The 15,364-nt window shown below is 44.9% G+C and carries 12 protein-coding genes and 1 pseudogene; 7 read left to right on the top strand and 6 right to left on the bottom strand.

What is annotated here, in order from left to right:
* Positions 1-111: 111 nt before the first annotated feature.
* Entirely contained in the window at positions 112-1,302 is a 1,191-nt protein-coding gene (locus J5O05_RS09635; protein WP_208841884.1) for a tetratricopeptide repeat protein, read from the bottom strand.
* Positions 1,303-1,534: 232 nt separating this feature from the next.
* On the opposite strand from J5O05_RS09635, the gene J5O05_RS09630 reads away from it, so the two are divergent.
* The 4 genes and pseudogenes from J5O05_RS09630 (at position 1,535) to J5O05_RS09615 (ending at position 8,523) form a co-directional block, all read left to right on the top strand.
* Entirely contained in the window at positions 1,535-2,701 is a 1,167-nt protein-coding gene (locus J5O05_RS09630; RefSeq protein WP_208841883.1) for an efflux RND transporter periplasmic adaptor subunit, read from the top strand.
* Positions 2,702-2,716: 15 nt separating this feature from the next.
* Positions 2,717-5,884, top strand: coding sequence for an efflux RND transporter permease subunit (locus tag J5O05_RS09625; protein WP_208841882.1), 3,168 nt, complete (start codon positions 2,717-2,719; stop codon positions 5,882-5,884).
* A 197-nt stretch (positions 5,885-6,081) separates the two neighbouring features.
* A pseudogene (locus J5O05_RS09620) lies at positions 6,082-8,110 on the top strand (S9 family peptidase).
* A gap of 2 nt (positions 8,111-8,112) precedes the next feature.
* A complete protein-coding gene (locus tag J5O05_RS09615; protein WP_208841881.1) occupies positions 8,113-8,523 on the top strand; it encodes a hypothetical protein in 411 nt (136 codons plus the stop codon).
* Positions 8,524-8,547: 24 nt separating this feature from the next.
* Here the strand turns inward: J5O05_RS09615 and J5O05_RS09610 are convergent, their stop codons facing one another.
* Positions 8,548-9,021 (bottom strand): Dps family protein, encoded by a 474-nt coding sequence (locus J5O05_RS09610; RefSeq protein WP_208841880.1) that lies wholly within the window; start codon positions 9,019-9,021, stop codon positions 8,548-8,550.
* Positions 9,022-9,463: 442 nt separating this feature from the next.
* On the opposite strand from J5O05_RS09610, the gene J5O05_RS09605 reads away from it, so the two are divergent.
* A complete protein-coding gene (locus tag J5O05_RS09605; RefSeq protein WP_208844504.1) occupies positions 9,464-9,673 on the top strand; it encodes a hypothetical protein in 210 nt (69 codons plus the stop codon).
* 49 nt (positions 9,674-9,722) lie between these two features.
* On the opposite strand, the gene J5O05_RS09600 is transcribed toward J5O05_RS09605, so the two are convergent.
* The 4 genes from J5O05_RS09600 to J5O05_RS09585 form a co-directional block, all read right to left on the bottom strand.
* Positions 9,723-10,352 carry a lipase family alpha/beta hydrolase gene (locus J5O05_RS09600; protein WP_208841879.1) on the bottom strand — a complete coding sequence of 210 codons (630 nt, stop codon included), beginning with the start codon at positions 10,350-10,352 and terminating at the stop codon, positions 9,723-9,725.
* Between the two features lie 8 nt (positions 10,353-10,360).
* Complete coding sequence (locus J5O05_RS09595) at positions 10,361-10,897, bottom strand: YaeQ family protein (RefSeq protein WP_208841878.1); 537 nt, start codon at positions 10,895-10,897, stop codon at positions 10,361-10,363.
* Positions 10,898-11,012: 115 nt separating this feature from the next.
* Positions 11,013-13,076, bottom strand: coding sequence for a TonB-dependent receptor (locus J5O05_RS09590; RefSeq protein ID WP_208841877.1), 2,064 nt, complete (start codon positions 13,074-13,076; stop codon positions 11,013-11,015).
* Between the two features lie 198 nt (positions 13,077-13,274).
* Positions 13,275-13,424, bottom strand: coding sequence for a hypothetical protein (locus J5O05_RS09585; protein WP_208841876.1), 150 nt, complete (start codon positions 13,422-13,424; stop codon positions 13,275-13,277).
* A 40-nt stretch (positions 13,425-13,464) separates the two neighbouring features.
* Between J5O05_RS09585 and J5O05_RS09580 the strand changes: the two genes are divergently transcribed.
* Entirely contained in the window at positions 13,465-13,764 is a 300-nt protein-coding gene (locus J5O05_RS09580) for a hypothetical protein (protein WP_208841875.1), read from the top strand.
* The gene (locus tag J5O05_RS09575; protein WP_208841874.1) at positions 13,761-15,332 is read left to right on the top strand and encodes a PepSY-associated TM helix domain-containing protein; all 1,572 of its coding nucleotides are present in this window, start codon (positions 13,761-13,763) and stop codon (positions 15,330-15,332) included. Before J5O05_RS09580 ends, J5O05_RS09575 begins: the two co-directional genes overlap by 4 nt.
* The last annotated feature ends 32 nt before the right edge of the window (positions 15,333-15,364 follow it).

Here is a 15,364-nt window from a genome sequence, read left to right as displayed (position 1 = left end):
ATGTTTCATGTTGTACCTTTTTGTTGGTTATGTATCCAACCAAACCATAGTGGTACAACGGGGAGGTGTAAAGTTTGTGTTAATAATATATTTACATATATTTTACTTTTCTTATTCCTTAACATTCAGGCGTAACAGGGCGGTTTGTTTCGCTTGGATTATAGCAAGTTTATGTTTTTGAGAAGTTTTTTTGCTTGCTGTGGCGAGTAGTTCACGTGCTCGTGTAAGGTTGCCTCTCAGATAGTGGATTTTGGCTTGTTCTATGTAGGGTTCAGGTAAATAAGGCACGGCGTCAATGACTTTTGAAAGTAGCCGTTCAGCCGCGTTAAGTTGATCTTTTCTCACATAATCTTGCGCCAATAATAGCCAGTCGATAGGTGTCGTACTGGCTTGTTCAAATTCTGATTCCACTAAGGCAATTCGTGCTGCATCCTCGAAAGGATCAAGTAGTGTGATGTAGTTGCTGAGTAGGTTGTAGCTCTTAACATTTTGTTCAAAGCCGAATTCAAATAGCGTATTGGCAGTAACTAAATCGCCTCTTCTTTTGTGGAGTAGTGCGGAAAGGTTTAGCAGTTCAGCATCATTTGGTGAAAGCGCCAGCGCTTCTAATAAATAGGAATAACTGAGATCGTATTCTTCGCCAAGCAGCGCATCAACGCTGCGGTTGGCGTAAAACTTCGTGATTAAATCAGTGCGTGTGGCATTACCAATAAATACGGAATCGAATTCAGGAAAATAGTCGACAACGGTGCCCGCTTTGGAAAAAGAAATCCATCCTTTTTCTTTAGGCGTTTCCTCGGGAGCAAGTAATTTTGTTTTAAAGTGGTTCGCGACTAAAACTGTGCCATTTTGTACTTGGTAAATCGGAATACTAGAGACTTCAGTAAAGCTAGTTTGGACATTTGCGAGCTGTGCATAAGACTCAGTGAGAATGGCAAGCGAAATGCAGTTACCATGGTTTTCTTGCAAACTTTCTTGGGCCGTTAGAGTTTGTCCATCGTAGGTAAACTCGTCTAGTTTGGCTTCTAAATAATTAAAAATAATCTTGTCTTCTCGCACCCCAAGTCGTCGGGCGCGCGCTTGAAAAGCAATAAACTTTGTGCGTTCTTCGTCTGGTAAGGAAAAGAGTTCAGATCCTGAAGGGATTGCAACTTTATTAAACAAAGCATGATTGATCTTTTCTGCAATATTCAATGGTGTTGGAGAATTTGTTTCAAGTGAACGGCTGTGCTTGGACGTTGTTGTGCAACCCGCCACTAAAAGTAAACCGCACAACCCTAAAATTTTCCAGACCATTTTCATAACTATCTGATTATTTGTCGTTAATGCAATTTATCGGGAAAAATGGTTGGAAATCAAGCGTCAAATTCCCTAATTCAAAAACGAGCATTTTAATGAATAAATTTAAAGCAAAAAGCAGAGAGTTATTTTGTATAAAATTCCGTAAAAAAGTTACAGAAACTTACAAATGTCACCTTTCTGTTGATATTTATATTGTTACAATGTGACCAGTAGAATTAGAGAAGGACTGATCATGAAAAAGAGCGTGATGAGATGGACACTGCCATTTGCCCTCATTGTTGTCGGAGCTGCAGCATCGATGGGTGTGGCGGCCGTTGCGAAGAAAGACGAAGAGCAGAAGCAAGTTGATACGCGACCTGTCGTACAAGTTGAAACGATGGAGCCAAGCGACTATCAAGTCGTTATCCAAAGCTATGGTGAACTTAAACCGTTAGAACGAACAAGTTTGGCGGCTCAAGTATCAGGCAAAGTGACGTACTGGCACGAAAATTTTGTTGCTGGTGGCTTGGTGGCCAAAGGTGATGTCTTGATGCAAATCGAGAAAGACAACTACGAAGCCGCAGTGTTGCAAGCGGAAGCTGAATTGGCGCGTGCAGAAGCCGCGTTAATTGAAGAACGTGCGAAAGCAGAAGTGGCAAAGGATGAAGCGCGTCGTTTCCCAGACAAAAAGCACACGGATTTATTTTTGCGCAAGCCTCAGGTGATGAGTGCGGAAGCCGCAGTTAAGTCTGCGAAAGCTGGTTTGCAGCGCGCACGTCGTGATCTTGCAAATTGTGACATTACAGCACCATTTGATGCGATTGTCGTAAAAAGAGAAGTTGGTTTAGGTCAATTTGTTACGCCGGGCAACCCACTTGCCGTGCTGAACAATATTGAGACAGGCGAAATTGAAATTCCAGTTGCCGGTTTTGATAGTGTCTTTTTACCAAATCGTATCGAAGGATTGCCTGCGGAAGTGTCAAACAAAGGCATCAACGGTTTTACTCGCGAAGCGAAAATTGCGCGCGACTTAGGCGTGGTAGATACCGCAACACGTATGAGTCACCTCGTTGTCCGAGTGGACGATCCGTACGGGTTTAAAACGAACCAACCAGCAATGAAATTTGGTTCATTTGTTAACGTGGCATTCAAAGGCGCGACCCTGAAACAAATTTTCAAGCTCCCTCAAGATTTGGTTAACAACCAAACCGTCTGGGTCATGAATGACGAAGGTAAATTAGAGCCACGTAAAGTTCGAGTTATTCGTGAGGAAGGTGGTTATTTCCTAGTCGGTGAAGGGTTAGAAAGCAGCGATAAAATCGTCATGACATTGCCGGAGTACCCGACGAAAGGGTTGGCAGTGCGAGTTGCGGGTTCAAAAGATGAATCGAACAACGCGACGCCTGCGGAAAAGCTGTAAAGCCAAGGAGTGATCATGAGTGAACAACAGCACACTGTAACACCTGACGCTGAACGCGGTATTATCGCCTATTTTGCGAATAATACGGTGGCCGCCAACCTATTGATGTTCTTTATCATCATCATGGGTTTAGTGAGCTACTTTACGATTCAACGCCAGATGTTTCCAAACGTAGAAATTAACTACGTTACCGTGCAAGCAAACTACCCGGGCGCGTCACCACAAGAAATCGAAGAAAGCATCATTATCAAGCTAGAAGAAGCTTTGAAAGATGTTACGGAGATTAAGCGTGGCGTATATCGCTCGTTTCGTGGTGGTGGTGCTGCGCAACTTGAAATCCACAAAGACGAAGATTTAACGGAAGTAACCGATAAAATTCGTGCAAAAGTGAATAGTATCGCCACGTTCCCAGCAGCGATGGAGCCGTTACGCGTTCAACAGGTGGAATTCAAGCAGGACGTCATTCAAATGGCGTTAACAGCCGCTTTGCCGATTCAAGAATTGAAACCGCTGGCGAAACAAATTGAAGATGAACTGCTACAGCGCGGTAATATCTCCATTGTTGAACGCTTTACACCAAGTTATGAGATTGGGATCGAAATCGAACCCGATATGCTGCGCCGTTACAATTTAACGATTGCACAGGTTGCATCAGCTATTCGTGGTTATTCAGCAAACTTTTCCGCCGGCCAAATTCGCAGTGAAGGTGGCATTATCGCGGTTCGTGTTGAAAACCAATATTACCATGGTGAAGAGTTCCGCCACATTCCCGTTAAAGTCGGCAGTAACGGTGCGAAAGTCTTACTTCAGGACGTCGCCACTATCAAAGATGGGTTTGTAGAAGGTGAATACTACAACAAATTGAATGGCACTAACGCCGTTTACATTGCCGTCAAAGCGACAAAAGACCAAAACATGATGCCGGTAGCGGCGTCGGTTCACAAATACATTGAAGAGAAAAACGCAAGTTTACCTCCTGGTATTCACATCGAACCGATTGTGGACATGACGTACTACCTTGATGCACGTTTAGAAATGATGAAAAGCAACATGATTGCGGGTGCTATTCTCGTCGCTATCATGCTGACGATTTTCTTACGTTTTAAATTGGCTTTCTGGGTTATGGTTGGTTTACCGGTGTGTTTCCTCGGAGCCATCATGATGATGCCGATTTTCGGTGTCACAATTAACATTACGTCTTTGTTTGGTTTCATTATGGTACTGGGGATTGTCGTCGATGACGCCATTGTCATCGGGGAAAGTGCCTACACCGAAATTGAACGAAAAGGGGCAAACGTTAAGAACGTTATTATTGGTGCGAAACGTGTGGCGACGCCTGCGACGTTTGGGGTGCTAACAACTATCGCCGTATTTGCGCCAATGGTCATGTCAAGTGGGCCAGAAAGCGCGATTTTTAAGTCGATTTCTATCGTGGTTATTTTGTGTTTGGTGTTTAGCTTGATTGAATCGAAATGGATATTACCTGCACACATCGCACACACCACGTTTAAACCAATGCGAGAAGGAAGCTGGCGTGTCCGCTTTAACAAGCGCTTCTTTGGCTTTGTTAATGGTCCATATAAGCGCTTTATCGAGCGCTGTGTGGAATGGCGCTGGTCAGTGCTTGCGGGCTTCGTGGCGATGATGATTGTTAGTGTTAGCCTTATTACGGCAAATCTTGTGCGTGTTGTTCCAATGCCAAAAGTGCCACATGATTTTCCGTTGATAAGCATTACCATGAATGACAACGTTTCAGACGAGCAAACGATTTCGGCGATGACGCAAATCGAAGACATGATGAAGCAAGTGGATGCGGATATCGAAGCAGAGTTTGGTCAAAAGATGGTTAAAAACTACTTTGTCTTCAATGAATCAAGAACAGAAGGTCAAGTACTGACTGCTCTTGTTGAAGAAGAGTTGCGCCCATTTGATGCATTTGAACTGACGCGTCGTTGGCGCGAGCATATGCCTACAATTGCGGGTGTGAAATCATTGCTTATCATCGATGACGTGGGCAGTGGTGGTAACCGTGATGGTGAATTCGGGTATCGCTTGTATGGTTCTGACTTGCCAACATTGAATGCCGCGGGTCGTCGATTGATTGCAATGTTACAACAGGAAAAAGGCTTGTTTGACATCAGCTCATCAATTGACCCTGAAAGCAAAGAGATCCAATTTGTTTTAAAACCGGTCGCGTACGATTTAGGTCTTGATCTCGCGTCGGTCGCAAACCAAGTGGGAATGAGTTTCTACGGTGGCGAAGCACAACGTGTACTACGTGACGGTGAAGAATTGAAAGTCATGGTGCGTTACCCTGAACTTGAACGTGAAGCCTTGGCATCGTTGAAGTATTCGGTGATCACCACGCCTACAGGCCGTGAAGTGATGTTGGGTGATGTGGTCGATTTCATCGAAAAACCAGGGATCAGCTACATCCGTCGTGACAACGGCTATCGTACTGTGTACGTGTATGGCAACATCGATGAGCAACAGGTTGAACCAAGTGCGGTGGTCAAAAACATTAAAGACAATGTATTACCTAAGTTACTTGAAGAGTTCCCAACGATTAAAACGGAACTTGGTGGCTCAATTGAAGAACAGCAGGCACAAACCGATGAACAAATCCTATTCTTTATCGCGGGTATGTTGATTGTGTATATGCTTCTGGCTGTTCCTTTGAAGAGCTATTCTCAGCCGTTAATTGTTATGTCGGTTATTCCATTTGGCTTGGTTGGTGCAATTTGGGGTCACTTATGGATTGGCTTAGATTTAAGCATGATGTCGTTCTTTGGCTTGATTGCGGCGGCTGGTGTTGTGATCAATGACTCACTGGTCATGACTGATTACGTTAACCAAGTGCGTCGTGAAGGCGTTAAGCTAAAAGACGCTGTGGTTGAAGCGGGTTGTGCGCGCTTCCGTGCAATTACACTGACTTCAATTACGACATTTGCTGGTGTAATTCCAATTATCTTTGAAACCAGCTTACAGGCTAAATTTGTTATTCCAATGGCGGTATCTCTGGGCTTTGCAGTGATGTTTGCCACGGTGATCACATTGGTGTTGGTGCCTTGCTTGTACATTATTTTGACGGATCTTGGTGCATTGTCATCAGGCGCGAAAGTCAAAATATCTGCATTGGTCACGAAAATACGTGGTGCAAAAGCAGATAAAGCAGGTGTATAACACGGAAAAAGTATTAGCGTAACTTATTGAAAAGGCCGATTTATCGGCCTTTTTTATTGGTAAGTTTGTGAGTAGCAAATGCGGCTGTTGTAATCTTTTGGCTGTGGTACACTGCCTACAGTACAGCTGCACTAAAGGATATTCACTTGTCTGTTTCAAAACCCCAAGCCCCCATTGCTAAAATCGTTCCTCACTCGATGACACACCATGACCATACTCGCATCGATAACTATTATTGGATGCGTGATGACGAACGAGAAAATGAGGAGGTTATTGCGCACCTTGAAGCAGAAAATCACTATTGTGAGGCCGTTCTCGCCCCCGCTGATGCATTACGTAAATCATTGTTCGAAGAATTAAAAGCTCGAATAGTCAAAGATGACTCATCCGTACCGGTAAAAGATGGTCAATATTGGTATGTCGGAGAGGTCTCTGGTGACAATGAGTACCCGACCTATGCACGCGCAGGGAATCGTGAAATGCAGGACAAGCAATTATTGCTCGATGCAAATGAACTGGCGAAAGATCATGACTATTTTGATTTAGGTGACCTTGCAATTAGCCCGAATGAAAACCTGCTTGCCTACAGTCAAGATACCGATAGTCGACGGATCTACGATATCTATTTCAAAGATTTAACGACGGGTGAATGGTTACCGGATGTTTTACGTGAAACCGAAAGTGAACTCGTTTGAGACTCAGGACAACAATACCGTTTATTACGTCAAAAAAGACATTCAAACTCTGCTTGGCTATCAAGTATATCGTCACCGCCTTGGAACCGCTCAACACGAAGATGAATTAGTATACGAAGAACAAGATCGCCAATTTTTCATGGGGTTAGGTAAAAGTCGTGATGAAAGCCTCATTTTCATTTACCTCAGTGCGACGGAGACGGCAGATCTTTTAGTCCTAGATGCGCATAATCCTAAGGCTAAGGTGACGCGGCTGTTTCCGCGTCAAGCTGGTCACGAGTTTGGTCTAGATAAATTGGGTGAAACCTATTTTATTTTATCCAATTACAACGCAAAAAACTTCCGTTTACTCACGGCGACGGATTCGACCATCGGAGATATAAACCAGTGGCAGGAGCGTATTGCTCATCGTGAGTCGGTACTGTTAGAAGGTATCGAATTATTCGACGCACACTTTGTGCTGACAGAGCGCGAAGCAGGGCAAATCCGTTTCGTGGTTCATGGTCGAGACGACACGCAATACACCATTCAATTTGAGGATGCGTGTTTTTACGCGTCACTCGGTTTAAATCCTGAATCAAGCCAGACACACGTGCGGATCAGCTACAGTAGCTTGACTACGCCAGCAACGGTTTACGATGTGTGCTTGAACACGGGTGAAAAAACGTTACTCAAGCAACACCAAGTGTTAGGTGGTTTTGATGCGTCTGAGTATGCCTCTGAACGACTGCACATTAAAGGTCGCGATGGGACGGATATTCCAGTGTCGCTGGTGTATAAAAAAGCCTTATTCAACAAAGACGGCAGCAATCCACTACTTCAATACGGGTATGGCGCGTATGGGATAACCATTGACCCCACGTTTTCAAGCAGCATTCTCAGTTTATTAAACCGCGGTTTTGTCTACGCGATTGCGCATATACGTGGTTCTGAAATGCTTGGGCGAACCTGGTATGAGCAAGGGAAATTAGCCCACAAACAGAACACCTTTAATGACTTTGTGGATGTAACGCACGGGTTGGTTGAACAAGGTTATGGTGCAAAAGATAAGATTTTTGCAACCGGTGGCAGTGCTGGTGGTCTATTGATGGGGGCGATTGTTAATCAAGCACCTGAGGCTTATTTGGGGGTGGGTGTACATGTGCCATTCTTAGACGTACTAACGACCATGCTAGACGAGTCGATTCCGCTCACCACCAACGAATATGAAGAGTGGGGAAATCCAAACGAGAAGCAAGCCTACGACACTATCTTAGCTTATTCGCCGTATGATAATTTGCAAGCGATGGCCTATCCTAATATTTTAGTGACGACGGGATTTCATGACTCACAGGTGCAATACTGGGAACCCATGAAGTGGGTCGCAAAATTACGAAGTATGAAAACAGATGATAATATCTTGGTGTTCAAAACGGACATGGATGCCGGACATGGTGGCGCATCAGGCCGCTTTAAAAGCTTAGAAGAAAAAGCGCTAGAGTTTGCTTTTTTCCTTAATTTGTTATCGTCGCGTGCCAGTAACGAGGTTTAGGTATGTTTGCAGCGCATGGTGAATGGCGCATTTTAATTGTCGACTCGATTGTTTTCATTCAGCCATTTGGTGCATTCAATCGTGAAGGTGTACTTGAGTTTCAGTATGACGTGACGAATCAAGTTATGGCTGTACCTGCCGGCACGTTACATCGAGTTGTGACGGATCTGCGGTTTTTCGAATTGAGCACAGCAGACAGCCAATCCGTTGTTCAGGAATATTTTGAGGGTGTCAAACAGCGTGGATACGAACGTATCGATTACATCGGTGCAAACGCACTCTCTCGCCAGCTACTCGAGGGGCTTTGGAGTGGCACACAAATGCAGGTGGTCTTTCATGACTCCTTAGAGGCATTTTTGGCGCATTGTCCTGAGTGTCAAGAACAGCTGCCGTGGTTAGCAGGCAACGATTAGTTGCCTGCACAACACTCGATGTGGCTAGTTGAGATAAGCACGTAACATCCAAACAAGTTTTTCTTGTTCTTTGATGTAATCACTCATTAACGAGGCTGTGCCTTCGTCTCCGGCTTCTCCGGCTTGATCCAAAATCTCTCTTTGCATGGTAAGCAATGTTGAATAGCCAGCCAGCAAATTCTCAACGGCGGCTTGCCCATCACTAATGTTTTTCGCTTCGGCGATGGTGCTGTTTTCCAAATAATCAGAAAAAGCGTGTAACGGATGACCTTCAATCGTCAAAATGCGTTCAGCTATTTCATCGACTTTAAGCAGCAGTAGATTGTAGATCTCTTCAAATTTAACGTGCAGTTCAAAGAAATTACGGCCCTTAATGTTCCAATGAAAACCACGGGCATTCATATACTGAATTTGATAGCAGCTAAGTAGTTTGTTTAATGATGCAACCAACTGTGCGCTTTTTTGTGCATCCAAGCCAATAGAATTCGTGTTTGTCATAAGTAACTCCTTAATGCGTTGATGGGTACAGTATGGGTCGAATCAATTGATTTGTATATTGGATTAAAACTATCGTTTTAATCTGAAAAATAAATCAAAAGAAAATTGCCTAACCAGTTATGTATGTCTTTATGCTGGCGAGCTTCTTATAAAGTCTTGGGCCTTTTCAATATTTTTCAACCGCAGTGTTTAAAAAAAGCACAAATTTACGATGGGAAGGTGTTTTATTCGGTTGAATGTCAGGACGCATATTTCCTGCCAAATTGGTTGCGAAAAATGGATGAGGAGGTGTTTGTTTGATCTGTAACAAGTCTCTTATCGTCATTGAATTTTGGGAATTTTTTACTTGATTCAGGTCAATTTTTAGCCTCACCAGAAGCGCATAATGAATCCATACCTAGTTGTAGAGATATATTTTTTAGCATTCAGGAGAATAATTATGATGCAGGCAAAAACATCCAGCCAACATAAAGCCGAATTAACTGTGGTAGTGATTGCACTCCTTGCGTTTGTCGTTGGGCTTGTAGGGCATTTAGCGGGTGCAAGTTTCGCAAACTCAGATGCGTTTGGTTACATCGTCGCGCCAATACCACTTATCACCGGTTTAATTGCGTTTATCGCCTATAAAGTGGCAGAGAAAGGCGATCACTAACGTGTTAATCCTTCGTTCTCAAATGAAGTGAAAGGCAATTCCCCACGTATCACACGCGCCTTTCACTTCCTTTTTGGTCATCGCTTTCGAGGATCTGTTGGACGTAGTTCATCACCTGCCTTGAATAAATGAGACTCGTGTGGCTCAAGTGAAATACCTTGTGCTCTGCCATACCGACCAGCTTGGTTTCATCGACCAGTACAGTACCATCGGAACGACTTCCACGCTGCAATAATGGCATCAGCCCAAAGGGAATGTCGCCTGCAATACTGTAAAGTTTGGCGTTGAATGGCCAATCGTGGTTTTCACTAAGTAAAAACTCAAGGCTATTTTTCAGGAGCATATCCAGCCCTTTGTCATGCATATGCTTGGCAATAGCACTGCCTTTATGGGGCGTGCCAAGGGTAATGACTTTTTTTACATGGGATGAGGCGTAAGAGCCGTTCTGCAAGTACGCACGCGCAACGAGTCCTCCCATGGAATGACACACCAACGCGGTAGACATGTCGCCAATGTAATCATCAATACGCGCAAATATCTTTTCGCGGTCAGGATGTAACGTGTTGTAACTCAGGTTGAGAATGTCATAGCCTGCTTTATTTAGTTTCAAGCACAGTGGTTTCATGACAAAACCAGACATATAGAGGCCATGGAGCACGACAACACGCTTGATTGGCATGGAAGTCCTTATTTTAATTGAGTCGGTAACAACTGTACGCTTTGATTCTCGTTACTAACCCATATTTCGCCATCTTGAATGGTGACTGTCAACGCCATTGATCGCGCTGCCATCGTTGCTAGTTGCGACGTGGCCTCAAACGGTAAGCTATAGATTGACAGGTTTGCAAATTGCATCAGTTTTGATTGGTTTTTTTGCCACCAAATACCTTGGGTGTTTTCACCGTAGGTGTATAGCACCACCTGTTTTGCTCGATTACACGCTTTCTTGACCCGTTTTTCATCAGGTAAACCTAAGTCCACCCAAAGCTCAATCTCGTCACTGTAGTTTTTGACCCAAAGTTCAGGCTCATCGTCTTCACATAAGCCTTTTGTAAATTCGAGCCGCTCTTGTAACTGTAACGCATACGCCAGAATACGGATCATGACACGTTGTTCTGTTTCAGACGGGTGTTGTGCAATGGTCATTGCGCAGTCTTGATAGACATGTCTGTCCATATCACTTAAAGACAGCTGTGCTTTTAGGATCGTGGCTTTTAACGCCATGGGAAGTCGCCATTTGGAAAATTTGCGCGGATTATACCCTATCGATGCAATAAAAGAATGAAACCGTTTTGAAGATTGCCTACTCGTCCCGTTCGACAGAGTAGGCATCGCGGTATTAATAGCGGTAGGTCGCCGAAATACCGAAGGTTCTTGGTTTGACTACGGCAGCATATCCATCGGGGTAGCGAGTGCTAGCAGGTTCTCGAGTGGTATATCCGTGTTCATCAAAAAGGTTGTTCAGGTAGGCGTTCAGCTGCCAATGTTCATACTCGTAAGTGATAGCGGCGCGAGTAAGCACATAGTCACCTGCAACACGTTCTTCCGAATTTTGCAAATCGGCAAAAAATTCACCAACGTATTGGGTATTGATGTTCACCGAAAATGCATCGCTAAACCAATGTGTGACACCGATATTGGCTGTCAACGCGGGGGCTGAATTGAGTTCATTCCCTACAGCGCTTTCAAAGCCGACGTCTGCCGCATCTATTTCGGATTGAATTAACCCAACGCCACCATGCACTTGCCAATTGCGACCGAGCATCGCATGCGCATCCAATTCTAATCCAACGCTATGGGCATCTTTTATGTTACTGATCACACGCGCGCTGCTCATGGCTTGGTAGTCATTGAAATTATTATAAAACAGGTTGGCGCTTACGTTGACGTCCCCGTTGTTGAACACACTGCGAGCGCTCAGCTCATAGGTGTATACCGATTCGGCATCGTAGTAGTAATATTCGTTCGTCACGAAACTTACTGCGCCACCGCCTGCATTGTAGCCACGGCGCGCACTCAGTGAGACTTTTGTGGTGTCACTTAAATCATATTGGATCACTAGTTTTGGTAAAACGAAGGTTTTACTGTTGTCGAGGGTGGCATTGAGCGGCCCGTTTTGCTGCTGCATGATAAAATCGCGCTGCTGTTGTTCGCGCTCCACACGAACGCCACCAATCACTGTCCAAGCATTACTAACATTAATACTGGTTTCACCATAGATGGCCTTCGATTTACTGGTATCTTCACCGTCATAAATCGTCGCACCTCGGCTGTTGAACGTTTGGTCACGTTGATAGTGGACGACACCGACAAAGCCTCGGTAGAAATCGCTGGAAAGACCGAAGTTAAGCTTAGTATCAATGGACAGGTCATCCTCAAACATGGTGACGTCGGATTCACGTGCGGCGACCATTTCATAGGCTTCAAAGCCCCATTGGTAATCCATATACGACACCAGCATATCTAAAGAGAGTGAGGCGTTAATTTGGTAGTCTAGTTTTAATGATGTTGTTTCGGATTTGGTGTCCATGATCCGTTGAAATAAGGGTTCATAGGCAAACGGGTCGCTACCGGCAAAGTATTTTCGGCCAGTATTGCCTTTTTCTTCATAGTGCTGATAACTGAGCTGAGAAGAAAAACCAGAAAGATTTTTAGGCTGATACAGTAACTTGAATTGTGTATTGGTGGTACGAAGTTGGTTTAAGTTGCGGTTGGTTGGATTGCTCTCAAACACAGGAGGATTGGAGTACGTGTCCCCATCGAGAAGCTGACTTGAAAGTCGAAAGGCCAGCTCATCAGCGATCAATGGGCCTGAAATCACCGCAGCCGTATCAAGGAGACTGTCTTGGTTTTGATAACCGACTCTAAGTGCTCCTTCCCAATCAAAACTAGGGTCTTTCGTTTTCACGTATACCGCTCCGGCAATGCTATTTCGACCATTGCTCGTGGATTGTGGGCCTCGATATACTTCTACCTGTTCGATGTCCCAAAGGCCTGTATCTCCCGTCAGATCAGCAACAAATGGTTGGCTCACACCATCAACTAACGTGGTCACACGGGCCTTTGCACCACCGCTGAACGAGTTAAAGCCCGTGGCGGAGCCATTACCTGATACACCTCGAATGTCGGGAGCGGCGCCGGTGAGTACTACAATATTGGCGACCTCAGACAGAGCATCTGACATTGAAAGCAGTTGTCCACTGTCGATAATTGATGCGTCGAGCACCGCAACTGACGAGGCGGTGTCTTTGAGAGTACGTTCTGTTTTTTCACCGACGACAACGATTTTCTCCATGGACTGGCGCAAGTTGGCGTCGTCAGCGTGCGCATAGAAATTCGACCCAGTTAGTGCTGCTGCAATACACAACGGCAAGATACGTTTGTTATTTCCTGATATACCCATTTTGACCAAACTCCTAGTTTGTTAATGCAAATAAAGCGGCAGCAACGTACCATAATGTTGCAATATTCGCAATTGATTGTGATTCGCATTTGCATTATCATTGTTTGAATTGGACTATTATCGAGAAAGTAAGGATATGTTGACCTGTGTAAACTTAATCGCTATGGCGAGCATCTTGGTTTATCTGAGTAATAAACATCAGCGTTTTGCCAAAAAATCGATGCCCAAAGTGACGGCGCGCATTGCTGCCGTTTGCTGTTTAATTGCTGCTTTAATATTGTTGTCACAGCAGTTTACCTTCAGCGCCAGCCTCGTTTTGCTGGTGTTGTTCACCATGCTTGCCTGCATGGTTATCCCTCTCTTGTCGTTATTCAAAGGAAAACCGTAAATGGAGACATCAGGTCAAGGACAAGCCTTTCAAGCGGATTGGTTGAGTAAAACTTTAGCAGGTATGCTGCTCGGACTCGCATTGGCGTACGTGAGTATTGCATTGTTTGCTTGGTACGGCCCAGGAGGCATCGATGCTCAAGACAAAGTACAATTTAATATGTGGATGATTACGCCAATATGGTTTTCTATTTTCTCAGCGACCTATTTGTTTCGAACGGGTAAGCGCGCATGGCTTCTGCTGGGGATACCTACTTTGGCGCTGTACGGCGTATTTTTTCTGCTAAGGAGTATGGCATGAAAGTAAAAGCGGAAATTCTACGCACCTATCAAAGTGTTCACACGTGGACGGGGATTTGTGCGGGGCTGCTATTGTTCATCGGATTTTATGCGGGTAGTTTGACGATGTTCAAACATCAGCTACAGGCGTGGATAGCCCCAATTCCCGCAGAGCTTGCGGCAGCGACAGCGGTGCCACCGCAGCAACTTATCGATAAAGCCATCGCAGCGTATCCTCAGGCAATGGCGAAAGGTTTTGAACTCGACATCGCCCACGAGGTCCCTTATTTGTCTTGGTATAGTCAAGGAGGCGCAAGAGGGATGAATTTGGATAACCAATTAACGTATGCTTTTCTAAATGAACACGGAGAGCTTACAACGCATATCGCGGGGGAGAACAAGTTTGCCGACCTGATTGATTATCTGCATCGCAGTGGTGGACTTTTTGGCGAAATAGGGCATGACCAACTGGGCGTGTACGTGTTGGGTATTGCTGCATTATTGTATTTTCTCGCCTTGGTATCTGGGGTTGTGATTCTTTTGCCCACATTGACCAAAACCTTTTTTGCCCTGCGTAAAGAAAAAGGGGCGAGTCGACTTTGGCTCGATAGCCACAATTTAGTGGGGATCGTAAGTTTACCGTTTCACATTGTGATAGCGTTTAGTGTGTTTGTGTTCGCGTATCATGATTTTCTCTATGACGGTTTGGGCAAGTTTTACGGGGATAAGCCGCTGTTTAATATGCCAACAAAAACCGAGCAACCTTACCATATTAACGACCTTCCTAAGCTTGAACTGCTATTGGAAAAAGCCCATGCCTATAGCGGACAACACACGACGGTACACGTCAGTTACAACCGATTGAACAGCCCAGCACCTTTTGCGACGCTTAAAATGGAAAACCCACGTGCATTAGTGCGAGGTCCAGATACGGACTATTTGTTTATGCACCCTTATACGTTGGACGTTCAGAATTCGAGTTTCCCTCAAGGTGACACGGGTACGTGGGGCAATACCGTTGCAACATTCTTCTCATTGCACTTTGGGACGTATGGTGGCAATTGGGGGCGTTGGGGCTACTTCGTAATGGGGTTACTTGGTGCGTTTCTTTTCTATTCGGGCAATTTACTTTGGTTAGATAAACGGACTCGCAAAGACGGCGAGCAAAAACGCAGTACGCTTTTCATGGCAAAATTGACCATTGGTGTGTGTTTAGGGTCGATGTTAGGTGTCGTGGTTACGCTTGTATTGGGTAAAACACTGCAACAAAGTGCCTTTGCATTGAATGAATTGTATTTATGGATTTACTACCTTACGTTTGGTGCCTTTATCGGGCTATCGTTTTGGCTGGGTGCGAGAAAAGCGTCGGTTTTTGGCCTAAAAGCGTTAGCGCTCGGTTGCCTAGGTTTGCCACTGGCTACAATGTTCGTGCAGTACACCAATCCTTACGCCGCATCTTGGTTGGAGTCGATTTGGGTTGATGTTTTTGGGGGCGTTTTTGCAGGTATTTTCTTGTTCGCCGCAAACAAAACCAAGCGACGTAGTCAAGCGCGGGAAGCCTCGTCAATTTGGTCTATGCAAGCCGCGTAATCAGAGGGGGGTGATGCGACCCCCCCGTTCCA

The organism is Pseudoalteromonas xiamenensis, from assembly GCF_017638925.1.
GTDB classification, from domain to species: Bacteria; Pseudomonadota; Gammaproteobacteria; order Enterobacterales; family Alteromonadaceae; genus Pseudoalteromonas; species Pseudoalteromonas xiamenensis.
Note: the sequence above shows the minus strand (reverse complement) of the source record. Positions and strands in the feature narration are given on the sequence as shown.